This is a genomic window from Pusillimonas sp., assembly GCF_044464525.1.
Lineage (GTDB): Bacteria > Pseudomonadota > Gammaproteobacteria > Burkholderiales > Burkholderiaceae_B > Pusillimonas.
The window spans coordinates 55,104-78,030 of record NZ_JBIQLE010000017.1 but is presented as its reverse complement, the minus strand read 5'-3'; the positions used below and the strand labels follow the sequence as shown (position 1 = coordinate 78,030).

Below are 22,927 nucleotides of genomic sequence, written 5' to 3'. Positions count from 1 at the left end.
TGGGCCGCATCCTTGCCGCAATCGGCTACGCCGGCATTTCCGACCTGGATGTCTCGGGCGTAAGCCTGTGGCTTGGCGACGTGCTGGTCGCCAGCCAAGGGCAACGCCACCCCGACTACCATGAAGAAGACGGCCAGCGCGTCATGCAAGAGGCTGAAATCCCCATGCGGATCGCACTGGGCCGTGGCAATGCAAGCGAAACGGTCTACACCTGCGACTTTTCGCACGACTATGTCAGCATCAACGCCGACTATCGCTCCTGATCCGGCCGGCCGTGCGTCGAGGGCAAACTCAGCCTGAAGCACCCCGGCCCCGGCTCGCTATGTTCTTGACTTCGCTGACAAAAGCAAGTTAATATAGCAGGCTTGGCATATTGGCCAAAAATTTCATTTTGAGGTTAACCCATGTACGCGGTCATAAAAACCGGCGGTAAGCAGTATCGAGTTACCACCGGCCAAAAACTTAAGGTAGAACAGATACCGGCAGACATTGGGCAAGAAATCACCCTGGATCAGGTTTTATCCGTTGGCGAGGGCGAGCAGCTGCAAATCGGCGCTCCTTTGGTCTCCGGTGCCCTGGTCAAGGCAACAGTTCTTGCGCAAGGCCGGCATGACAAGGTCAAGATCTTCAAGATGCGCCGTCGCAAGCACTATCAAAAGCGCCAGGGCCATCGTCAGAACTACACCGAACTTCGCATCGAAGCCATCACGGCCTGATCGAACCCGGTATTGCATAGCAGGAGCTAAACATGGCACAGAAAAAAGGCGGCGGCTCTACGCGTAACGGTCGCGATTCACAGGCTAAGCGACTCGGTGTAAAAGTGTATGGTGGCCAGGCCATCAACGCCGGTTCCATCATCGTGCGCCAGCGCGGCACTCAGTTCCACCCTGGCAGCAACGTCGGAATCGGCAAAGACCACACCCTGTTCTCGCTGGTCGACGGCAAGGTCAAGTTCGGCATCAAAGGCGCGCTTAACAAGCGCACCGTGTCGGTCGAAGCAGCCGAATAAGCTTTTCGCAACGCGACAAGCCCAAAGCCCTGCCCCGGAGGCAGGGCTTTTTTGTTCTAGAATAGATTGATTCGCGCCTTGCCAGCCGCAAGGTTGCTGCAAGCCCGGCATTGTCGCCGACCGCCGCATGTCTTGCGGCCCCTGTATTTTTACTAGAAAACACTCATGAAATTCGTAGACGAGGCAACCATCGAGGTCATCGCCGGAAAAGGCGGCAATGGCGTCGCCAGCTTCCGCCGCGAAAAGTTCATTCCCAAGGGCGGACCGGACGGCGGGGACGGCGGCCGCGGCGGCAGCATCCACGCCATCGCCGACCGCAACATCAACACGCTGGTCGATTTCCGCTACGCCCGCTTGCATCGCGCCAAAAACGGCGAAAACGGACGCGGCTCCGACCAGTACGGCGCAGCTGCGCCGGATATTGTGCTGCGCGTGCCTGTGGGCACCACTATCCTCGACGCCGATACCGGCGAGCAGCTATTCGATCTCGACCGCCACGACGAAAAAGTCACCTTGGCGGCCGGCGGCGAGGGCGGCATGGGTAATCTGCATTTCAAATCCAGCACCAACCGGGCGCCCCGGCAATTCACCCCCGGCAAGCCTGGCGAGCAACGCAAGTTGCGCCTCGAGCTAAAAATCCTGGCCGATGTGGGCCTGCTTGGCCTTCCCAATGCCGGCAAATCCACACTGATCAGCAAGATATCCAATGCCCGCCCCAAGATTGCCGACTATCCCTTCACCACCCTGCACCCCAATTTGGGCGTGGTGCGCACCTCTGCCGCACGCAGCTTCGTGGTCGCCGATATTCCGGGCCTGATCGAAGGAGCCTCCGAGGGCGCCGGGCTGGGTCATCTATTCCTGCGCCATTTGTCGCGCACCCGCGTCCTGCTTCATCTGGTTGACGTCTCGTCGCCCGATCCCGACATCGACCCGATACCTCAGGCAGCGGCCGACGCGCGCGCCATCGTGGAAGAATTACGCCTTTACGACGCCGATCTTTACGCCAAGCCTCGCTGGCTGGTGCTCAACAAGCTTGACATGGTCGCCGACCCCGAGGGCCTCACCCAACAACTATGCGCCGAGCTGGAGTGGGACGGTCCGGTATTCGGCATATCCGCGTTGTCGGGCGAGGGCACGCAAGCCTTGATCTGGAAGCTGCAAGATTGGCTCGACCAGCAAAAAGCGCTCGAACAACGCAAGGAAGACGTCGCAGCAGGCAAGCCCGTCGAGGACGACCCGCGCTTTGATCCCTCCCGCGGCGCTTCTCCGTCTGATTAAGCCCCCGTTCACAGGCCATAGTTAAAATAGCCGATTCGTCGCGGCGCCAGGCCGTTCGTTCAATCACAGTGGGTTCCGCCCGATGTCCGCCGCCACTAATAACAAGCCGGTCGTTCCTCAATCCAAGCGCCTCGTCGTGAAGGTCGGCTCTTCCCTTGTCACCAACGAAGGGCGCGGGCTGGACCAGGCGGCGGTGGCTCAATGGGCGGCACAAATCGCCGCCTTGCATGCTTTGGGAAAACAAGTTGTTCTGGTCTCCAGCGGAGCCATCGCCGAAGGCATGGCCCGGCTTGGCTGGGCGCGCCGGCCCAACACCATGCATGAACTGCAGGCGGCCGCGGCGGTGGGTCAAATGGGCTTGGTCCAGGCCTACGAAGTGGCGTTCGCCGACCATGGGCTGCGTACCGCACAAATATTGCTCACCCACGAAGACCTTTCCGACCGCAGGCGCTATCTCAACGCCCGCAGCACGCTGTACACATTGCTGAGCCTTGGAGTGGTGCCGATCGTCAACGAAAACGACACCGTGGTTACCGATGAAATCCGCCTGGGCGACAACGACACGCTTGGCGCCTTGGTCACCAACCTGATCGAAGCCGAAACGCTGATTATCCTTACCGATCAAACAGGCCTATACAGCGCCGATCCTCGCAAAGACCCATCGGCACAGATGATCGGCACGGCTCAGGCAGGCGACCCGGCCTTGGAATCGATGGCGGGCGGCGCGGGCAGCGGCATCGGAACCGGCGGCATGCTGACCAAGGTGCTGGCGGCGAAGCGCGCGGCCAATAGCGGCGGCAGCACCATCATCGCTTCGGGACGCGAGCCGGATGTCTTGTTGCGACTGGCCGACGGCGAACGCATTGGCACCGAACTGCGCGCCTTGCTTCCGGTGCGCTCGGCCCGCCAAAGATGGTTGGTGAATCAACTTCGCATGCGCGGAAGAGTGATGCTGGACGACGGCGCCGTCAAAGCTTTGACCCAGGGGCACAAAAGCCTGCTCCCCATTGGGGTCATCGCCGTCGAAGGCGAATTCGAACGCGGCGATGTGGTGGCTTGCATCGATGAGCATGGCATCGAGTATGGCCGGGGGCTAATCAACTATTCGGCCAACGATGCGCGCCGCATTATGCGCCAGCCCAGCAGCAAGATCGCTGAGATACTGGGCAGCATGTCGGACACCGAACTGATCCACCGCGACAATATGGTTTTCAACCACCGTCCCACGAAGGCGTAATCTTGACCGCTTCACGGTCCGCCCGCCATCGGCGGCAAAAACAGCCTACAACCGGATGCCGGCGGTAAACATATAGCCCCGGTTGTGTATCGACCGGACCGGCAGCTCTGCCCCGTGCCCGGCCACCTTACGGCGCAGGCGGCTGACCAGCACCCCCAGCGTTGAGCGCGCGGCGGCACTGTCGGGCTGATGGCGACCCAGGGCCTGCAACAGCTCGGCATGCGAAGCCGCCTGATTGGCTTGCTGAACCAGGCCCAGCACAAACTGGCGTTCGGCCGAAGTGAGCCGAACAAGCCTCCCCGCAGGCGTCTCAAGCACCCAGCCCTGATCTTTCAGAGCCCAGAAACCCGCTTCGGTGTCCGAGTCGCAAGGCACACCCTTTGGCGCACCAGAGGTGGGCTCGCAACGTTCGAGCCGACGCTTCAGGCTATGCAGAGACAATGCCAGAATCTGGGGTGAGGAAGTACGGGGGCACCAGATGTCCACCCCCAGTTGCAAGGTGGTTGCAAGCGTAGCGTCGTCGCAGGCATCAATGCATGCCAGCACCCCCACTTGCGGCGTCGCCGCCAGAATGCTGGCCGCCGAACGGTTCAATGGAGCACTTGCCGCCAACACCGCCAGGACGGGGTCCCTGGTATGCGACGCCAGCTCTAGTTCGCGCCGCAGGCTCAAGCGAAGGGCTGCCGTATCCGGGCAATGGCAAAGCCGATAACCATGCTCGGCCAAAGCTTGCTCGTGTGCCGGCAAATCGGGAGCGGAGTCGGGAGTATAGAAAAGAACTGCAGGACCCATGGTTGCATGACCTTCCGGCATAGCAAAGCAAAGATTGTTACTTGATTTTACATTAAATTATTTCAAACGTATTAATGAATATCTCCAATGTGATTGAATAAGCCGATTCAATCACGTATGTGAATACGTTTGCCGATCGACTTCGTTTTGCCAGAGGGCTGCGTCAGATGACGCAAGCTGAATTGGCGCGTGCCTGCGGTATCTCGCAGGGCGCCGTAGCTAATTATGAAAGCAATGCCCGCCGGTTCCCCAAAGCCATATTCCGCCTGGCCTCGGTACTGAAAGTTAGCGCCCAGTGGTTGGCCGAAGGGGTCGGGCCAATGGATCACGATTCCCCCATGCTGGCTGGTTCTCGCTACGGCCTGGCCGACGGCAACCCGGAACCGCCGGTGCTCGATTGGCCGTTTCGCGATATTTCGCCTGAAATATATTGGTCACTTACCGAGACCGATCGCAATCTGGTCGAAAACACGATCGCCGGCCTGATCGCCTCACTCATCCAAAAGTCGTAGGCAGGCAAGATCAGTTAAAAAGGCCGGCTCTTGCGAACCGGCCTTGGCGTCTTGCTGAAGAATGATGCTATTGAACTGCGTACAAAAACAGCTCGACGCGGCGGTTCATGGCGCGGCCTTCAGCGGTATTGTTGTCTGCAACCGGATTGCTTGGCCCGCGCCCCTCGACCATCAAGTTGGCCGGCGCCACGCCTTTGCTGCCAATATAGTTGGTAACCGCCTGCGCCCGATTTACCGAGAGGGTCTGGTTAACGGATGCCGGGCCCGTACTGTCGGTGTAGCCAATGGCCTTGGCACGCAGCTCTGGGTGCTGGACCAGAGCACGGGCCACGCTGTCCAGTACCGGCAGAAGCTCAGGTTTGAGATCATATTTGCCCGTGTCGAACGATACGTGGCTGGGGATATTGACCTTCAAAGTGCCGTCGGGCATCTCGATGACATCAATGCCCAGATTGCTGGCGCCAGACTGCTGCACATCTTGCTTCACACCCGACCAGTTATACCCGGCGATGCCGCCTGCCACCGCCCCAATGCCGGCGCCAATCAAAGCTGCCTTGCTGCTGTCTCCGATCAAAACCCCCAATCCTGCCCCGAGTGCCGCTCCGGCCCCGGCGCCCGTGGCAGTGCGGCCGCCCGTACTCATTCCACTCATGCTTTCATTGACGCTTGCGCAGCCGGCCACCAAGGCCACGGCGGACAAGCATGCAGCCATGCGGGTCAATCGCGTAGATTTGTTCATTTTTGATTCTCCTTGTCGTTAACAAAACTCTCCCAGCCGTCCTATGCTAGCAAGGCCAGGGACTCACAAATGTAACTGTTGGATTCACCACGGGGCGGACCCCGCGTACCGGACCATCAAGTATGAGCCATACACATTGAAGGCGGTTTGCTTATTGCAACGTTCTTGACACTTATTTAAAAGGTGACGCCGTTGGCGCTATTTATCGGGCGCGTTCCAGCACTTTGCTATAGCGCGACATGGCATAGCAAAAAACGAAATAAATGCCCGCAATGAACAAGTAGGCCTCGGTGCTGAAACCCTGCCATTGAGGGTCGGCGATAGCCGCCTTCGCCGCCTGGGTAAGATCGAAGATGCCGATGATCATGACTAGAGAAGTGTCCTTGAACAATGAAATGAATATGCCTACGAGCGGGCCGACCACAACTGTCAGCGCCTGCGGCAAGATCACGCTTCCCATCGATTGCCAATAACCCAGCCCCAACGATGCGGCCCCCTCGTATTGACCTTTGGGTATGGCCTGCAAGCCCCCCCTTACGGTCTCGGCAACGTAGGCGGCGGCGAACATGATGATGGCGACCTGGGCTCTGAGCAGCTTGTCGATGGAGAGCCCCTCGGGCAGGAACAAGGGCAGCATTACCGACGACATGAACAGCAGGCTGATCAGCGGCACGCCGCGGATCAGTTCGATATACACCACGCAAAGAGCCTTGATGGCAGGCAGTTCCGAGCGGCGTCCAAGCGCCAGCAGTACACCCAGCGGAAAAGCCCCCGCCACACCGAAAACGGCCAGCATCAGCGTCAAGGGCAAGCCACCCCAAAGGCGATTTTCAACCGGCGCCAAGCCGAACACGCCGCCCCACATCAATACTCCCGCACAGGCAAGCGCCACCACCCAAATGCCCGCCAGCCAGGCGTGCCAGAACCGGCGCAGGCAGGTGCAAACAACCAGGGCGATAAGAATAAAAGTAGCAAGCAATGGCCGCCATTGTTCGTCGTAGGGATAGATGCCGAACAGAATCAGCCTATGCTTGTGGGCGATGAACGACCAGCACGCGCCCGAGGCGGCGCGGCACTCCGACGCAGAGCCAGCCCGGAAATTTGCATCGATGAGCAGCCACTCTACAGCCGCCGGCACAGTCATTAGCAGCAACCAAACCACCAATGCCGTCAACAAAGCATTCAGGGGCGTCGCGAAAAGCCCGTCGGCAAGACGCCGAAAAACAGACTTGCGAGCAGAGTGCGCCGAAATAGCGCTTGCATGCCCGGCCATATCAGCGCTCCACCAAGGCGATGCGCCGGTTGTACCAGTTCATCAGCACCGAAATTGAAAGACTGACAGTCAGGTAGGCGGCCATGATGATCATGACCCCCTCCACGGCCTGTCCTGTCTGATTCAATGTGGTGTTGGCAATGGACACTATGTCCGGGTAGCCGATGGCAACGGCAAGCGAGCTGTTCTTCGTAAGGTTGAGATACTGGCTTGTCATGGGCGGAACAATAACCCTCAACGCCTGTGGCAATACGATCAGGCGCAGCACCTGCGCCGGGGCAAGCCCCAGAGCACGGCCCGCCTCCCATTGGCCGCGGCCAATGGCCTGGATTCCCGATCGCACCACTTCGGCGACGAACGCCGTGGTGTACAGCACCAGCCCAATCAGCAAGGCCGCAAATTCAGGGCTTAGGGTAAGGCCGCCCTGGAAATTGAACCCCTTAAGCTCGGGCGACTGCCATTGCATCGAACCGCCGGTACCGACCCAGGCGATTACCGGCAAGGCCACAAGCACAATCCCGGCACCCCAGGCGGGCATCGCAACGCTGCCGCCCCTCTTTCGCCTTCTCGCCGTCCACAGCCCGTAGGCGGCATACAACACCAAAGATGCCGCCGCCACCCAGGCCAACACGCCGATGGACTCGCCCTGAACCCAGGGAATCGCCAACCCGCGGTTCGACAGATACACCCCGGGAAGAGGGTTGAAAGCCTGGCGCGGACCAGGCGTGCTTTCGGTGATGAGGGCATACCAGAACAGCAGATGCAAAAGCAACGGTACATTGCGCATAAGCTCGATATAAGCCCCCGCCACGCCTGTCACGAGCCAATTGCGCGATAAGCGCGCAAGGCCCAACATGGTGCCAAGCAGCGTGGCGGCGATGATGCCTATTGCGGCGACGCGCAAAGTATTCAATACGCCGACCCAAAGAGCCCGGCCATAGGTATCGTTCGGTGAGTAGGCGACCACGCTCTCGCCGATCGCAAAGCCGGCCTCGTCTCCAAGAAAACCGAAGCCTGTGGAAATATTGCGCGCCTGCAGGTTGGCCAGGGTATTGGCCACGAGAAACCACACCGCCAACCCCACTGCGGCCAGCAACAAGGCTTGATATACAAGCGGCCGCAAACGCCGGCCGTACTTTACACGTGGCGGCCGGCGCGATGATGAAGAAGATGCTGAGGAGGTCATGGCAACTTTTGCTAGTGTGTTGTCAACACTAAATAGGACAGCCGCAACGGCCAATTCGATACGGTTCCCCGGCAAGATATCACATTCATCCCAGACCAACCCCCAGCCCCCGGCCCTATGGGTTCGGGCGGAGTGTACGGCGCGGGCAAAACTATTAGGGTAAGCACCCAAAGCCAATGCCGGCCGAAGACGCGAGAATCGGAACACGCCACAATCAAGCCTTGTTACCTGCCGCTGAGCTTGGCGTAGCTTACTTGTTACCAATTACTACAAAAATAAGTCGCCGCATAGGCGATAACAAATTATTTAATGGAGACAACCTTGAGCACCACTATCATTCCACCCAAATCAGGCGAATCGTTCATCGTACGCAAAGGACAACGAATACGGGTGTCCGATATCGAAGGCCACCAGGTAGCCGATTTTGTTTGCTTCAACCTTCATGATTTTTCCGAGTTTCTGTCTCAGGCCGACACCCGGGTCAATCAATCCGGACGCATCAGCACAGGAGACTACCTGTTCTCGAACCTGAAAAACCTCATGTTCGAGATTGTCGACGATAAGGTTGGCGTGCATGACCTCTACTATTCACCGTGCAACAGCTACCTGTACGAGCATGTCTTCAAGGTGGGGCCGCGCAATGGCTGCTACGAAAACCTGGCCATGGCGCTCGAGCCCCATGGCATCGGCAAAGGCTATGTGCCCAACCCCCTGAATATCTTCATGCACACAGTTATCGACGAGAACTACAAGCACAGCATCAAACTGCCGTATTCCAAACCAGGCGACTACATCGAGTTGCGCGCGCTAATGGACTGCCTGGTGGCCATTTCCAGTTGCGCTGAAGACATCACAGAGTGCAACGACTACAACTGCACAGCCATCCAGGTGGACGTTCTCGATAACTAAAACTGTACGTCCACAACCTTCGCCCCCAAGGAGGAATTTCATGGAACGCTCTGGACAGCCTGTTTCCGGTCCCACGTGGCCGGCCGTCAAGTTTGTTGTTTTCAGCCTCATCGGCATCATCGCGTTTTTTGTCCCATTCACCATAGGCGAGACCCGCTCCATTCCCATCGACCTGATCTCCCGGTCGCTACTTGGCGCACTGCCAACCGGTATTGCCATTTACGCACTGCTGCTCATGCTGATAGGGGCTCTGTTGCCCTTTTTCAACGATAGCTGGAAGGAGAGTCGGTTCGAAGCCGTCTACACCTTGATCAAAATCGTCGGGTTCATTGCCGGCGTCCTGATCATGTTCAACACCGGACCCGAGTGGCTCCTGGAAGAACACATAGGGAAGTTTCTTTTTTTTGAACTGGTGTTGAGCATCAGCCTGATTGTTCCGATTAGCGCCATCTTCCTGCAGTTTCTCACCGGCTATGGCCTGATGGAGTTTTTGGGCGTGCTTTTTCAACGCATCATGCGCCCGATCTGGAAGGTGCCCGGGCGATCGGCCATCCATGCCATCACGTCCCGCTTTGCAAGCCTGATCGTGATCTACCTGATGGTAAGCAACGACTACAAGCACAACAAGCTCAGCCAGCGCGAGGCCGTCATCATCGCGACAGGCTTCATCGCCGTTGAGATCCCCTTCATTATCATCATGGCCCGGACGCTGGATATCATGGAGTACTTCCCCATGTTCTTTCTGGTTGCCATGATCACCACCTACTTGGTAACCGCCATCCTGGTTCGATTCTGGCCCCTCAGCCGTGTGCCCGATACATACCATGACCCCAGCCAGGCCATGCCGGAAGACACCGTCGAGAGCCAAATCATGCGCGGTGCCTATACCCAGGCCGTAGATGTCTCGTCGCGTGCGACGTCCTTGGGCACCGGTATCCTGGATCAGCTCAAAGGCGCCTTTTTAATGGCTACCAGCGTGCTTCCGGCGATTCTCGCCATTGGCATAGCCTGCATGCTGATTGCCGAGCGTACGCCCATCTTTGACTATCTGGCGTACATTTTTTATCCGATCACTTTGCTGCTGCAAGCTCCTGAGCCCATGCTCACTGCCAAAGCGGTCTCGTTGGGCATTACCGAAATCCTTTTGCCGGCCCTGATCGTGGTAGAGGCGACACTGGCAACCAAGTTCATTGTGGGCGTCGTCAGCATTTCGGGAATATTGTTTTTCTCGACCAGCATTCCCTGCGTGCTATCGTCAAGCATTCCGCTCAGTGTGGGAAAAATGGTGCTGATCTGGTTCTTGCGCACCCTTATTAGTCTCGTCATCGCCATACCGATCACACTACTGCTATTCTGATCTTTGGGCGCAATCCGATCTTCCGGTGTCAAGTCAGCTTAGCGCGGCCTGACACCGGGCTCACTCAGCCCTTCATGACTCCAACGTCTCGCCCACATCGCGCGAGATTCCAGCCCAACACGCGGCGGTTGCACCAGCTCATCGGCACGGCGTAGCCAAGCTGACGGTGCGACAGGAACCCTTGGAGCAAGTTATCATAATCACCATCTAGTGCGCCTCCTGCGCCGCGCTTCCTTCACCTTCCCGTGCCCATGATCGAGTTCCAACATGTGTTCAAGTCCTACGGACGAAGCCGAAACATACTTTCGGACATTAATTTCCGCGTCGAACCAGGCGAGTTCGTCTTCGTGTCGGGGCCCTCGGGCGCAGGCAAGTCAACCCTGCTCAAACTTATCGGCGGGCTGGAGCCGGCCAGCCGTGGCGCCATCTCGGTCAACAATCAGCGCATAGACAGGATGCCGCCCCGTGCGCGTCCCTACCTGCGAAGGGCAGTCGGCATCATTCTTCAAGACACCCACCTGCTGTACGACCGCAACGCCATCGAGAACGTCTTGCTGCCGCTCAAGGTCCTGGGGCTTGAAAGCCGCCTGGCCGCCACCCGAGCGCGGGCGGCGATCGAAAAAGTGGGCCTGTCAGGCAAAGAAGACATGAACCCCATTGAGCTTTCGGGCGGGGAACAGCAGCGCCTTGCGATCGCTCGCGCCATCGTCAATCGGCCCGCCATCCTCATCGTCGATGAGCCCACCGCCAACCTGGATCACGAAACCGCGCGGCGCATCATGGACGTATTCAGGGATTTCAACCGTGTGGGCGTCACCACGCTGCTGGCCTCGCACGACCGCGAGCTCATGGCATCATACGCCAACCGCACTTTCCTGATTGACCATGGAAAGTTCAACGACAAAAAAGGGGCGGCGGCATGAGGCGCTGGCTTAGACAACATCGCTATGCACTGGCTGTAGCCGCACGACGACTACTCGCCCAGCCGTTTTCCTCGCTGGCCAACCTGCTGGTTATCGCCCTTACTCTTACTGTTCCCATACTGGGCGCGGCCATCCTGATTACAGCGCAACCCGTGGCCAAGCAACTTTCTGTGTCGCCCGAGATGACCATCTTCCTGTCGCCTGGGGCCAACGCAGAGGCGGGCACCCAGCTCTCGCAGCGCCTGAAAACCGACTTCGCAGACGACGTGGCCTCCGTTACGCTGGTGCCTCGTGAGCAGGCTCTGGCCAAGTTCAAGGCGAACCCCAACTGGTCTCAGGCGCTGGCCGCTCTGCCTTCCAACCCGTTGCCCGATGCGATGGTGGTCACATTGCACGATCATCCGAACCTCGCCAGTCATGCAGACGCTCTGGCTACCCAGTGGCGACAATGGGAGCAGGTCGATCTGGTGCAACACGACAGCGCTTGGGTCCAGCGGCTGGAAGCCATTCTGCGCTTTGCTCGCATCGGGCTGGTTCTATTGGCAATGGGCGTGGCCCTGGTGGTGCTGGCGACAGTTTTCAACACAGTGCGCATGCAGGCGCTTACCCAACGCGAAGAAATCGGCGTGGCCCGCCTGGTGGGAGCAACCGAAGCTTTCGTGCGCCGGCCTTTTTTATACCTTGGCGCGCTTACCGGCCTGACGGCGGGGCTGGCCGCCATCGCGTTGGCGTGGTTTGCGCTGATGCCCCTGAACACCGCCCTGGCCCGCTTGGCCCAAAGCTACGGCACCAGTCTGGCGCTGCGCATGCCTGATTCAATCGATCTGGCGCTGGCAGTCGTAGTGGTGGCGATACTTGGCGCGCTGTCCGCCCGCTGGTCGGTCACGCGCAACACACAGTTCTGATGCCGCGCGCCATGCCCCATCAGGCCGGGCCGGCCGATTTTGCCACGAACGTCGTTAAATGGCAGCGCGCCCATGGCAGGCACGGCCTGCCATGGCAAAACACCTCTGACCCGTATCGGATCTGGCTGTCCGAGATCATGCTGCAACAGACGCAGGTTGCAACGGTGATCGCCTATTACGAACGATTCCTGCAACGTTTCCCGCATGTACGGGCGTTGGCGGACGCCAGCCAGGAAGAGGTCATGCCCTACTGGGCGGGCCTTGGCTATTACGCCCGCGCCCGCAATCTTCATCGCTGCGCGCAGGTAATCCGTGACACCTGGGGCGGCGAGTTTCCTCGAGACTCCACCGATATTGTGACGCTGCCCGGCATAGGCCGCTCGACGGCGGCCGCCATCGCGGCATTTGCGCACGGCGAACGCAGCCCTATCATGGACGGCAACGTAAAACGCGTATTCACGCGTTATTTCGGCATCGAAGGCGATACGTCGACGCGGGCGGTGGAGCAGTTGCTGTGGCAAACAGCAGAAGAAGTGCTCGAAGCGGCGCCCGCCCAGTTGGACATGAAGGCCTATACCCAGGGCCTGATGGATCTGGGCTCTGGAATCTGCACGCGCGGTCGGCCGGCTTGTGAAGCCTGCCCCATGGCATCGGGTTGCTGGGCGCGGGCTCATGGCCGACAGCTCGATCTGCCTACGCCGAAACGCCGCAAGAGGCCGCAGGAACGTTCTTGTTCAATGCTCATCCTGGAAAACACGGGCTCAATCTTGCTGCAGCAACGGCCCTCTTCGGGCATTTGGGGCGGGCTGCTAAGCTTGCCGCAGTTCGATTCGTACGAGCTGCTTGAAAGCACCTGTGCCGGCTGGGGCTTGTCTTTGGCGCCGGCTCAGAAGATGGCCGCACTTTCGCATGCGTTCACACACTTCAAGCTGCATATTGAGCCTTGGCTGGTGGTTGGCGACAGCCAACTGGTCATGGAACTGGCTGCCGACCATCTGTGGCTGCCGATCTCCGAACTACCGGGGGCTGCACTGCCTGCGCCTGTGCGGAAACTTCTGGAGGGGGTTTATGCACCGAACTTGTTTGATGCCGATTCCCCTGACGCCGTCTCGCTTGACGCCAGCCCGGTCGAACCTAATGATTAAGCTGTCTGCTTTTGCGTACGAGTCTAATTATTAGGCTGCTTATTGAGCTATTTTTTGCGTTGTTTCGTATTACTGGACGCGCCTTGGTTTGAGTTTTTAAGGAGCTGCGGGATGGGCGGGTATTTGAGCACCGCTCCCTGCGGCCCGGCTTCGCCGGGCTTCCCTCATACTTCTCATTTTCGGGGCGCTCGCAAAACTCGCGGGCGGCGGACCATGGTCCGCCAAGCTTGCCCGCTCAAACACGTTGCGAGCTTGCCTCCCCGAAAATGGGAAGTACTCGGCTTGGTCGGACGGCGCTCAAATACCCGCCCATCCCGCAGCTCTTAGATTCGTGGCTCGCTGGCTTTTTAGATCCTTGCCCTCATGGCACCTAGGCCCCAGTGCGCTGGATCGAGAAGGCGAAGGCCCGGACGAAGCGGACAGGCGTGCCCGAAGGGCCGGTCGCCTCCGCCGACAGCCAGAGCCCCCCGCAGCGCAAAGACGTCTTAAGAGCTAACGTCTCTCACCACACCGCAGAAACAACTTAAGAACCTGCTGCGCAGAAAAACTCACCGCCGAACCGGCCGCCAAGTACTGATATTCATCAATATCCCGCAGGCAATTCCCAACGTCAGCAAAGCCGTCCCCCCATAGCTCATGAACGGCAGGGGCACGCCGACAACCGGCAGTATCCCCATCACCATCCCCATGTTCACGAACACATAGACAAAGAACATCATCGCCATCGCCCCCGCCAGCAGGCGGCCGAACTGCGTATTGGCTCGAACCGCTATGGCCAGGCCGCGCAGTATCAATAACCCGTACAGCACCAGCAACATGATGCCGCCGTAAAGGCCAAATTCTTCTGCATAGACCGCGAAGACGAAGTCGGTGGTGCGTTCGGGGATGAAGTTCAGGTGCGATTGCGTACCCTGCATATAACCCTTCCCGTAAATACCGCCCGAACCTATGGCGATCATCGACTGTATCGTATGAAAGCCTTTGCCCAGCGGATCAGTACCAGGGTTAAGCAAAGTACATACACGGTGCTTCTGGTAGTCGTGCAGTACTACCCAATCAACGTCAGGCCGGCAGATCTGATCCTCGAAATAAACCACCGTGCCCAAAGAGACCGCCACCACTACGAAAGCAGGGGCAAGCAGCTTGAACGAAAGCCCTCCGAAATAGATAACGCAGAAACCGGACGTGAACACCAGCAGCGCCGTACCCAGGTCGGGCTGCAGCACGATCAAAGCAAAAGGAATGGCAAGCAGCACCGCCGCTGCCAGGAAATCGATGACGCTGATCTTGCCTTGGTGGCGGTGGAAGTACCACGCCAACATCATCGGCGCAGCGATCTTCATCATTTCGGATGGCTGTATTCGGATCATGCCCAGGTCGAGCCAACGCGTGGCCCCCTTGCTGGTTTCGCCGAAAAACTCAACGCCAAGCAGCAGAAGCAGGCCCACGGTATAAAACCACGGCGCAAGCTGCATCAATCGAGGCAAAGGTATAACCGCCACGACCCACATTGCGAAAAAGGCAAGTAAGAAATGCCGCGACTGATCGGCGAAGCGCCAGTCGGTACCGCCCACCGCCGAATGCATGATGGTCAAGCCCAGAAGACTCATCAGGACCAAGATGGCAAGCAAAGGCCAATCGAGGCTACGCAGAGCCTTCAGGGCGCCATAAAGCAGAATCTTCATGACGGCTCCGCAGGGCTCGCGGCTTGCTCTTGCTCTTGCTCAGCAGCTGGAACAGTTCGCGCCAAACTCCGTCCTTGCCTTGAGACCCGCTTGGGATCGAGCCAATAGTCAAAGACGGTGCGCGCGATGGGGGCGGCAACCGTCGCACCCCAACCACCGTTTTCAACGATCAAGGCCAACGCAATTTTGGGATTATCGACCGGCGCAAAGGCCATGAACAGAGCATGATCGCGCAGCCTTTCTTCGATCTCGGCAGCATTGTATTTTGCGCCGCGCAAGCTGTACACCTGGGCTGTACCGGTCTTGCCGGCCGCTTCGTACTCGGCGTCGGAGAAGGCGCGGCGGGCCGTGCCCGTCTTGAGCACATCCACCATGGCCTCACGCACAACCTTGAGGTTCTCGGGCTTGAGGTCGATGACATGAGTCGGCTCTATGGACGTGGGAATCGTGTCGCCGGTTTCGGGATTGCGGATCTTGCTGACCAGATGGGGCTTCACATAGCTGCCGCCATCAGCCAAGACAGCGGTCGCCTGTGTAAGCTGCAACAGCGTGAAGGCGTTGTACCCTTGGCCCACAGCCACGGAAACCGTTTCGCCCGCATACCAGCGCTGCTGCTCGGGCTTGCGGTAGTTTTCGCGTTTCCAATCTGTGGACGGCAGGACGCCGCGCCGCTCGCCGTCCAGATCGATACCGGTAAGTTGGCCGAAGCCAAACTGCGCGCTGAAATCATGCAGCGCGTTCACGCCCATTTCGGGGCCCAGCGAATAAAAATAGGTATCTGACGACACGACTATGGCGCGATGCATGTTCGTTGGGCCGTATACGGCGCCGCCGGCATTGCGAAAACGCTGGCCGCCCAACTCGTAGTAGCCGGGGTCGGGAATGCGCAAGTTCGCCGAGCGCACGCCCAGCTCGAGGGCGGCCAGCGCGACGAAAGGCTTATAGGTGGAGCCTATGGGATAAGTGCTGTATAAGGGCCGGTTGATCAGTGGATAATCGGGCGATTCGTTCAACTCGCGCCAACTTTCCACATCGATGCCGTCGACGAAAAGATTCGGGTCGAACGACGGCGCCGAGACGAAGGCCAGAATTTCGCCTGTGCCCGGCTCAATCGCCACAAGTGCGCCGCGTCTGCCTTCGAACTGCGCTTCGGCAATTTTCTGCAGGCCGATATCGAGCGACAGCATCAGGTCTGAACCGGGCACAGGGTCGGTCCGATTCAGTGTGCGCACCGGTCGGCCTGAAGCCGTCACCTCTACCTCTTCGACCCCGGTTCTGCCATGCAGGACATGCTCCCAGGTTTTCTCGATGCCCTTCTTGCCTATGATGTTGGTGCCTCGGTAGTTGCCCAATTCGCCATCTTCTTCCAGCCGGGTCATGTCGCCTTCCGATAGGCGCCCTACGTAGCCGAGAACATGTGCAGCGGACGCTCCCTGCGGATACTCCCGCACCCAGCGGGCCTTCAGCTCGACACCGGGAAACTTGTAGGCGTGGGCCGCAAACCACGACGCCTCGAGATCGCTGAGGTTATTGCGAAGGATGACACTGGAATAACGGCCCGATTGTCCCCACGCCTGTTGGAATCGGCGCCGCTGGTGCGGGCTGATGTTGACAATGGGGTTGAGCTCTTGAAGCAACGCATCGATGTCCTTGACGTTGGCGGGCACGACTTCAAGTGTGTAGTCACGGTAATTTCTGGCCAGAACCTCGCCATTGCGATCCAGAATTTCCCCTCGGCGCGGCGGGATGGGTACCACGGCAATGCGGTTTTTATCGGCGCGGGCCGCAAAACCCTCGTAGCGCTCGACCTGCAAATACCACAGGCGGCCGGCCAGCCCAAAAAAACATGCCAAGGCGAATATACCGGCAACCCATACGCGGAGCAGTATGCGGCGCTTCTGATGCAAGGTGGTGCGCTTGTACTCGAACATGGCCTGTCCGCTACGCCGCGCCGGCGTCTATTTCGTCCTGTCGCCGCTGCGGCAAGTGGAGCAAAATATCGGCCAACGGCCAGAGAGCCACGGTGAATACCGCCGACCACAGCCATGCCCAGCCCGCCCATTCACCCGCAATCCAGGCGTGAACCAGCCGCGCAGCGGCCTCGGCGGCCACAACCACCGGCAGTATATGCACAGCCTGCGCCAGGGCGCTGAACCGCTGCAGCCGCCGCGCCAGCACAATGACGCCGTATGCCGCCAGCACGTAGGTGAATGCCTGCTCACCCAGCAGGCCGGCGTCGTGAACATCCATTAGCAAACCGAAGATGAAAGCGGTGGTCAGGCCGATTCGGCGCGGCTCGTTGACGCTCCAGAACAGGATCACCAGCAGCAGCAGGTCGGGGGCGGGTTGCCACAAGCGCCAGGGCAGCAACGAGATCAGCCAAACCAGGATAATGGTGAACCAGATGAACAGCCAGCCCGACGGCCGGCGAAACGGCGTTGTGTCGATGGGCTCGAGCGAACTGAGCGGCCTGCGCTGAACGGGAAGCCCCGGGCGGCCTGAGCCTGCCGGGCGATGCTTATCCATCGGCTTCGTCCTTTACTGCTTCAGACAGGGTGGGCTCGACTCTAAGCACCAGAAAATGGCGATAGCGCTCTGGATGGGACAGCGGCGTTGCGACCGCCTTGGAGAACCCAGAGGCATTGTCGCGCTGGATTTCATCCACCTTGGCCACAGACAACCCCGCAGGAAACAAACCGCCCACGCCGCTGGTTACCAGCACGTCTCCGGGCGTGATGTCCGTTTCGTTGGTCAAGTAACGCACCTCGACCTTGCCGCCTGGATGACCGCCAAACGCGATCAGGCGCAAGCCGTTGCGCAAGACCTGCACAGGTATCGACACTTTTTCGTCGGTAATCAGGGCCGCCTCCGAGGTAAACGGTGTAACCCGCACGATCTGCCCCACCACCCCGCCTTCGTCGATGACGGGCATTCCGGACATGATGCCGCTGTTCCTTCCTTTATCGAAGACCAGATGCCGGGTAAAGACATTGGGAGGCTCGTACAGAACCTCGACCGCCACCGACGGCTGGACCACCATGTCGGCCACGCTAAGCAGGCGGCGCAACTGTTGATTTTCAGCCGATAGCTGGGCCGCATGCGTGGCGATCTGCGCCAGTTCGATACGCTGGCGCTGAAGCGCCTCTTTCTCGGTGCGCGCCGTGGATGCGGCGTCGGTCCAGTTGCTGACTGCGGAAATGGCATCGCGCGGCATCATGACCGCGCGCTGAAAGGGATAAAGCGCCACCGAAACCGCTTCTCGGGCCGGATCAAGCACACGCCAGCGCGCATCGATGACGATCAGGGCCAGGGACAAGATCACGAAGACAAACAGCCGAAACTCCGCAGTCGGCCCACGCTTGAATAGCCTGATCGTCGCTTGCTCTTGCATTGTATGTTGAGCCTGCCTGGAAACACGCCCGGCGGCCTGGGCCTGTTAATGCTGGAAATAACCGCGTCGCTCCGGCGCTATGGCCGGGCGCCCGCATCAATCATAAATGAAAACGGTGCCAAGCCTCTCGAGGTGCTCGAGGGCTTCGCCGCAACCGCGCACCACGCAGGTGAGCGGATCTTCGGCCACCACGACCGGCAGGCCGGTTTCTTCTTGAAGCAAACGATCGAGGTCGGCCAGCAACGCGCCGCCGCCTGTCAGGGCAATGCCTTTATCGGTAATATCGGCGCCCAGTTCGGGGGGGGTTTGCTCAAGCGCCGTCTTCACAGCGGAAACAATCTGATTAAGGGGGTCGGTAAGCGATTCGAGGATTTCGTTGGACGACACCGTAAAGCTGCGCGGCACGCCTTCGGACAGATTGCGCCCCTTGACTTCGATTTCGCGGATTTGGGCCCCTGGGAACGCCGAACCGATTTCTTTCTTGATGAGCTCGGCGGTGGGTTCGCCGATCAGCATGCCATAGTTGCGACGGATGTAGTTGATGATGGCTTCGTCGAACTTGTCGCCGCCGACCCGCACCGAACCTTTGTAGACCATGCCGCCCAGAGAAATAACCGCAACCTCGGTGGTGCCGCCGCCGATGTCGACAACCATGGAGCCGCTGGCGTCGGAAACCGCCAAGCCCGCACCGATGGCGGCCGCCATGGGTTCTTCGATAAGAAAAACCTGGCTTGCCCCCGCCCCAAGGGCCGACTCACGAATGGCGCGCCGTTCGACCTGGGTGGAGCCGCAAGGAACGCAAACGATGATGCGCGGACTGGGTGCGAACATGCTGCGCGGATGCACCATGCGAATGAACTGCTTGAGCATCTGCTCGGTAACGGTGAAGTCGGCGATGACGCCGTCTTTCATGGGCCGGATGGCCTCGATATTGCCGGGCACACGCCCGAGCATCTGCTTGGCCTCTCGACCCACAGCCTGGATGATTTTTTTGCCGCTGGCGCCGCCGTCGTGCCGTATGGCCACTACAGACGGCTCATCAAGCACAATACCCTTGCCTCGGACATAAATGAGCGTATTGGCGGTGCCCAGGTCGATCGCCATATCGCTGGAAAAATAACTACGCAGAAATCCGAACATGAGCTGAAGGTGTCTGAAGAATTGGAATACAAAGAAGAACCGCTAGCCACTGACGGCTAAGCTTTCAATGATAACTTATAATTTGCCTAACTTAGTACTCATTTACCGCTCCTTAACGTAAAAAGAGCGTACTCTGACAAGACCACTTCATGTCTATCTCCGATCAAGACGTCGCGCGCATCGCCAACCTGGCGCGCATTACCCTCTCTGCTGAGCAATCCGAACGAACCCGTGTGGAACTGAACGGAATCCTCGACCTGATCGAGCAGCTTCAGGCTGTCGACACACAGGGCGTCGAACCGCTTGCTCATCCGCTGTCCGCGCACCAGGACATCAGCCTGCGCCTGCGCGACGACCAGGCCTCGCCGGGCGCCGAAACGCAGCGCGAAGCCCTCATGGCCAACGCACCCGCCACGGCGCAGGGCCTGTTTCTCGTGCCTACGGTCATCGAATAACCATGTCCAACATGCCTTTACATTCCGAATTCGATTCCATCGAAGCGCTACGCACCGCGCTTGCCCAGCGCAAGGTCAGCGCCCTCGAACTCGCCGACAGCGCCCTCGAAGCCATCCAGGCCCGGGCCGACCTGAATGCGTTTCTGCACGTCGACCCCGAGCTTACCCGCGCCCAGGCCAAACAGGCCGACGCCTTGTTGGCCCAGGGCCGGGGCGGCCCACTGGCCGGCGTCCCCATCGCGCACAAAGACGTTTTCGCAACACGCGGATGGCGCACCACGGCAGCCAGCAAGATGCTGGCCAACTACACCAGCCCCTTCGACGCCACGGTGGTGTCTTTGCTGGAGCAGGCGGGCGCCGTCTCGCTGGGCAAGCTCAACTGCGACGAGTTCGCCATGGGCTCCGGCAACGAAAACTCCGCCTTCGGCCCCGCTCGCAATCCCTGGAACCTCGACGTCGTGCCGGGCGGCTCGTCCGGCGGCTCGGCCGTAGCGGTCGCGGCCGGCCTGGTCATCGCCTCAACGGGTACCGACACCGGCGGCTCGGTGCGCCAACCGGCGGCCTTGTGCGGTGTCAGCGGCATCAAGCCCACGTACGGAACTGTTTCGCGTTTCGGCATGGTGGCCTACGGTTCCAGCCTCGACCAAGCGGGCCCTCTTGCGCGCCATGCGCGTGATCTACTCGAACTGCTCGACCCCATCAGCGCATTCGACGAGCGCGACGCCACCAGCCTGGCCGAATGCGACGCGGCGCCCAACCAGCCCGGTCGCATCCGGGCGGCGTTCGACTCCGCCGTGGCCGAGCAACAGGCGGGGGGCGCCAAGCCGCTTCAAGGGCTGCGCATCGGTGTGCCTGCCGAGTTTTTCAACGAAGGCTTGTCCTCAGAAATTGCCCAGGCCGTGGAAGCCGCGCTGCAAACCTACGAATCGCTGGGTGCGCGCCGTGTCGATATTTCCTTGCCCCGCACCAAGTTCTCCATACCCGCCTACTATGTGATCGCGCCGGCCGAAGCCTCCAGCAACCTGTCGCGTTATGACGGCGTACGCTACGGCCATCGCACTGATTCTTACACCGACCTTGCCGACATGACCAGCCGTTCGCGCGCCGAAGGCTTCGGCCCCGAGGTTCTGCGCCGCATACTGGTGGGCACCTATGTGCTGTGTCACGGCTACTACGACGCCTACTATCTGCAAGCACAGCGCGTTCGACGCATGATCGCCAACGACTTCCAACAAGCTTTTGCCGAGCAATGCGACGTCATCATGGGGCCGGTCACGCCCACCGTCGCCAAACGCATCGGCGAAAATCGAGATGACCCCACCGCCGATTGGCTGGCCGACATCTACACACTGGGAGTCAGCCTGGCCGGGCTGCCCGCCATGTCAATTCCTTGCGGCTTCAGCCAGGGGTCCAAGCCACTGCCCATCGGCCTTCAGCTTATCGGCAACTATTTCGATGAAGGCCGCTTGCTGGCCATCGCCGACCGTTTCCAGCAAACAACCGACTGGCATCAACGTACACCGGAACAGCAATAATGGAATGGGAAATCGTCATTGGGCTCGAGACACACACCCAACTGGCCACTGAGTCAAAAATTTTCTCGAACAGCAGCACCCGCTTCGGCGCTGCGCCCAACACGCAAGCCAATGAGGTCGACATGGCCTTGCCCGGCAGCCTGCCGGTGCTCAATCGCGGCGCGGTCGAGCATGCCATTCGCTTTGGCCTGGCCATTGGCGCCCAGATCGCTCCCCGGTCTGTATTTGCGCGCAAAAATTACTTTTATCCCGACCTGCCAAAGAACTACCAGATCAGCCAATTCGAGCTTCCCGTGGTTCAGGGCGGATCGCTGCGTTTCTTTGTCGGCGAGCAAGAGCACACGGTCAACCTTACCCGTGCCCACCTTGAAGAAGACGCCGGCAAGTCGCTGCACGAGAATTTCACCGGTCCGCACGGTGAATCCTCCACCGGCATCGACTTGAACCGCGCGGGCACGCCCTTGCTCGAAATCGTGTCCGAGCCCGAGATGCGTTCGGCGGCCGAGGCCGTTGCGTACGCGCGCACCCTGCACTCGCTGGTTGTCTGGCTGGGCATTTGCGACGGCAATATGCAAGAGGGCTCGTTCCGCTGCGATGCCAACGTATCTGTACGCCCCAAGGGACAAACCGAGCTTGGCACCCGGTGTGAAATAAAGAACCTCAACTCTTTCCGCTTTCTCGAGCGCGCGATCCAGTACGAGGCCCGGCGCCAGATCGAACTCATCGAAGATGGCGGCACGGTACGCCAGGAAACCCGTCTTTATGATGCCGATCGCGACGAAACACGCAGCATGCGCAGCAAAGAAGATTCCGACGATTACCGCTACTTTCCCGACCCAGACCTGCCCCCGCTGGTGGTCACGGCAGACTGGATTGAGCGCGTCAAGTCCCACCTGCCGGAATTGCCTGCAGCAAAGCGCCGGCGGTTCGAGGACGATCTTGGCCTGACCAGCTACGATGCCGCCCAACTGACCATGGACCGCGCCTACGCCGATTATTTCGAACAAACAGCCCAACATGTCCCACAAGGGCAGGCCAAGCTGGCCGCCAACTGGATACTTGGCGAGCTTTCCGCCGCCCTCAACCGCGACGAGATCGACATCGCTCAAAGCCGGGTCGCGCCGACGGCGCTCGCCGCCCTGATCGGCCGCATCGTCGACGGCACCGTCTCAAATAAAATCGCCCGCGACGTCTTCGGGGCGATGTGGGACGGAGAACACGGCGGCGATCCCGACGCGATCATCGAGGCGCGCGGACTAAAACAGATTAGCGACTCGGGCGCCATCGGCGCCATGATAGACGAGGTACTGGCTGCAAATCCGGCCATCGTCGAGCAGTATCGCGCCGGCAGGGACAAGGCCTTCAACTCGCTGGTTGGCCAGATCATGAAGGCGGCCAAGGGCAAAGCCAACCCTCAGCAGGTGAACCAGCTGCTGAAGGAAAAGCTCGGCTGATC

The 22,927-nt window shown here is 59.7% G+C and carries 23 protein-coding genes; 14 read left to right on the top strand and 9 right to left on the bottom strand.

Annotated features, from left to right (window positions below; genetic code table 11):
- The 5 genes from ACIY1O_RS11145 to proB all read left to right on the top strand — a co-directional run.
- Positions 1-263: bifunctional ornithine acetyltransferase/N-acetylglutamate synthase (locus tag ACIY1O_RS11145; protein ID WP_397475156.1), on the top strand; the 263-nt coding region annotated here is incomplete at its 5' end.
- Between the two features lie 141 nt (positions 264-404).
- Positions 405-716: a 50S ribosomal protein L21 gene (gene rplU, locus ACIY1O_RS11140; protein ID WP_397475155.1), complete on the top strand. Its 312-nt coding sequence runs from the start codon at positions 405-407 to the stop codon at positions 714-716.
- Positions 717-748: 32 nt separating this feature from the next.
- Positions 749-1,009 carry a 50S ribosomal protein L27 gene (rpmA, locus tag ACIY1O_RS11135; protein WP_397475154.1) on the top strand — a complete coding sequence of 87 codons (261 nt, stop codon included), beginning with the start codon at positions 749-751 and terminating at the stop codon, positions 1,007-1,009.
- A 165-nt stretch (positions 1,010-1,174) separates the two neighbouring features.
- Positions 1,175-2,287: a GTPase ObgE gene (obgE, locus tag ACIY1O_RS11130; protein ID WP_397475153.1), complete on the top strand. Its 1,113-nt coding sequence runs from the start codon at positions 1,175-1,177 to the stop codon at positions 2,285-2,287.
- 82 nt (positions 2,288-2,369) lie between these two features.
- Positions 2,370-3,524 carry a glutamate 5-kinase gene (proB, locus tag ACIY1O_RS11125; RefSeq protein ID WP_397475152.1) on the top strand — a complete coding sequence of 385 codons (1,155 nt, stop codon included), beginning with the start codon at positions 2,370-2,372 and terminating at the stop codon, positions 3,522-3,524.
- A gap of 45 nt (positions 3,525-3,569) precedes the next feature.
- Here proB and ACIY1O_RS11120 read toward each other — a convergent pair whose 3' ends face one another.
- Positions 3,570-4,316: a winged helix-turn-helix domain-containing protein gene (locus ACIY1O_RS11120; RefSeq protein WP_397475151.1), complete on the bottom strand. Its 747-nt coding sequence runs from the start codon at positions 4,314-4,316 to the stop codon at positions 3,570-3,572.
- A gap of 119 nt (positions 4,317-4,435) precedes the next feature.
- Between ACIY1O_RS11120 and ACIY1O_RS11115 the strand changes: the two genes are divergently transcribed.
- Complete coding sequence (locus tag ACIY1O_RS11115; protein ID WP_397475150.1) at positions 4,436-4,828, top strand: helix-turn-helix domain-containing protein; 393 nt, start codon at positions 4,436-4,438, stop codon at positions 4,826-4,828.
- 67 nt (positions 4,829-4,895) lie between these two features.
- Here the strand turns inward: ACIY1O_RS11115 and ACIY1O_RS11110 are convergent, their stop codons facing one another.
- The 3 genes from ACIY1O_RS11110 to ACIY1O_RS11100 all read right to left on the bottom strand — a co-directional run bounded on the left by ACIY1O_RS11110 (position 4,896) and on the right by ACIY1O_RS11100 (position 8,026).
- The gene (locus ACIY1O_RS11110; protein ID WP_397475149.1) at positions 4,896-5,567 is read right to left on the bottom strand and encodes a YiaD family glycine zipper/OmpA-like lipoprotein; all 672 of its coding nucleotides are present in this window, start codon (positions 5,565-5,567) and stop codon (positions 4,896-4,898) included.
- Positions 5,568-5,769: 202 nt separating this feature from the next.
- Positions 5,770-6,840 carry an amino acid ABC transporter permease gene (locus ACIY1O_RS11105; RefSeq protein ID WP_397475148.1) on the bottom strand — a complete coding sequence of 357 codons (1,071 nt, stop codon included), beginning with the start codon at positions 6,838-6,840 and terminating at the stop codon, positions 5,770-5,772.
- A 1-nt stretch (position 6,841) separates the two neighbouring features.
- On the bottom strand, positions 6,842-8,026 hold the full coding sequence (locus ACIY1O_RS11100; protein WP_397475147.1) for an amino acid ABC transporter permease: 1,185 nt from the start codon (positions 8,024-8,026) through the stop codon (positions 6,842-6,844).
- 321 nt (positions 8,027-8,347) lie between these two features.
- On the opposite strand from ACIY1O_RS11100, the gene ACIY1O_RS11095 reads away from it, so the two are divergent.
- From ACIY1O_RS11095 to mutY, 5 genes are all read left to right on the top strand, one after another.
- The gene (locus tag ACIY1O_RS11095; RefSeq protein ID WP_397475146.1) at positions 8,348-8,935 is read left to right on the top strand and encodes a DUF1989 domain-containing protein; all 588 of its coding nucleotides are present in this window, start codon (positions 8,348-8,350) and stop codon (positions 8,933-8,935) included.
- A 40-nt stretch (positions 8,936-8,975) separates the two neighbouring features.
- Positions 8,976-10,292, top strand: a complete 1,317-nt coding sequence (locus tag ACIY1O_RS11090) for a YjiH family protein (protein ID WP_397475145.1) — start codon at positions 8,976-8,978, stop codon at positions 10,290-10,292.
- A 251-nt stretch (positions 10,293-10,543) separates the two neighbouring features.
- Entirely contained in the window at positions 10,544-11,215 is a 672-nt protein-coding gene (locus ACIY1O_RS11085; protein ID WP_397475144.1) for a cell division ATP-binding protein FtsE, read from the top strand.
- Complete coding sequence (locus tag ACIY1O_RS11080) at positions 11,212-12,120, top strand: cell division protein FtsX (RefSeq protein WP_397475143.1); 909 nt, start codon at positions 11,212-11,214, stop codon at positions 12,118-12,120. The genes ACIY1O_RS11085 and ACIY1O_RS11080 overlap by 4 nt, the downstream gene beginning before the upstream one ends.
- 11 nt (positions 12,121-12,131) lie before the next feature.
- Positions 12,132-13,265, top strand: a complete 1,134-nt coding sequence (gene mutY / locus ACIY1O_RS11075; RefSeq protein WP_397475142.1) for an A/G-specific adenine glycosylase — start codon at positions 12,132-12,134, stop codon at positions 13,263-13,265.
- A 548-nt stretch (positions 13,266-13,813) separates the two neighbouring features.
- On the opposite strand, the gene rodA is transcribed toward mutY, so the two are convergent.
- From rodA to ACIY1O_RS11050, 5 genes are all read right to left on the bottom strand, one after another.
- On the bottom strand, positions 13,814-14,950 hold the full coding sequence (gene rodA, locus ACIY1O_RS11070) for a rod shape-determining protein RodA (protein WP_397475141.1): 1,137 nt from the start codon (positions 14,948-14,950) through the stop codon (positions 13,814-13,816).
- The gene (mrdA, locus tag ACIY1O_RS11065; protein WP_397475140.1) at positions 14,947-16,881 is read right to left on the bottom strand and encodes a penicillin-binding protein 2; all 1,935 of its coding nucleotides are present in this window, start codon (positions 16,879-16,881) and stop codon (positions 14,947-14,949) included. Before mrdA ends, rodA begins: the two co-directional genes overlap by 4 nt.
- Before the next feature lie 10 nt (positions 16,882-16,891).
- Complete coding sequence (mreD, locus tag ACIY1O_RS11060; RefSeq protein WP_397475139.1) at positions 16,892-17,476, bottom strand: rod shape-determining protein MreD; 585 nt, start codon at positions 17,474-17,476, stop codon at positions 16,892-16,894.
- Positions 17,469-18,341, bottom strand: coding sequence for a rod shape-determining protein MreC (gene mreC, locus ACIY1O_RS11055; RefSeq protein ID WP_397475138.1), 873 nt, complete (start codon positions 18,339-18,341; stop codon positions 17,469-17,471). Before mreC ends, mreD begins: the two co-directional genes overlap by 8 nt.
- A gap of 96 nt (positions 18,342-18,437) precedes the next feature.
- The gene (locus ACIY1O_RS11050) at positions 18,438-19,481 is read right to left on the bottom strand and encodes a rod shape-determining protein (protein WP_397475137.1); all 1,044 of its coding nucleotides are present in this window, start codon (positions 19,479-19,481) and stop codon (positions 18,438-18,440) included.
- Positions 19,482-19,630: 149 nt separating this feature from the next.
- On the opposite strand from ACIY1O_RS11050, the gene gatC reads away from it, so the two are divergent.
- The 3 genes from gatC to gatB are packed head-to-tail and all read left to right on the top strand — an operon-like array spanning position 19,631 to position 22,925.
- Positions 19,631-19,936 carry an Asp-tRNA(Asn)/Glu-tRNA(Gln) amidotransferase subunit GatC gene (gatC, locus tag ACIY1O_RS11045; protein WP_397475136.1) on the top strand — a complete coding sequence of 102 codons (306 nt, stop codon included), beginning with the start codon at positions 19,631-19,633 and terminating at the stop codon, positions 19,934-19,936.
- 2 nt (positions 19,937-19,938) lie between these two features.
- Positions 19,939-21,471: an Asp-tRNA(Asn)/Glu-tRNA(Gln) amidotransferase subunit GatA gene (gene gatA, locus ACIY1O_RS11040; protein ID WP_397475135.1), complete on the top strand. Its 1,533-nt coding sequence runs from the start codon at positions 19,939-19,941 to the stop codon at positions 21,469-21,471.
- Positions 21,471-22,925, top strand: a complete 1,455-nt coding sequence (gene gatB / locus ACIY1O_RS11035; RefSeq protein WP_397475134.1) for an Asp-tRNA(Asn)/Glu-tRNA(Gln) amidotransferase subunit GatB — start codon at positions 21,471-21,473, stop codon at positions 22,923-22,925. Before gatA ends, gatB begins: the two co-directional genes overlap by 1 nt.
- Positions 22,926-22,927: the final 2 nt, after the last annotated feature.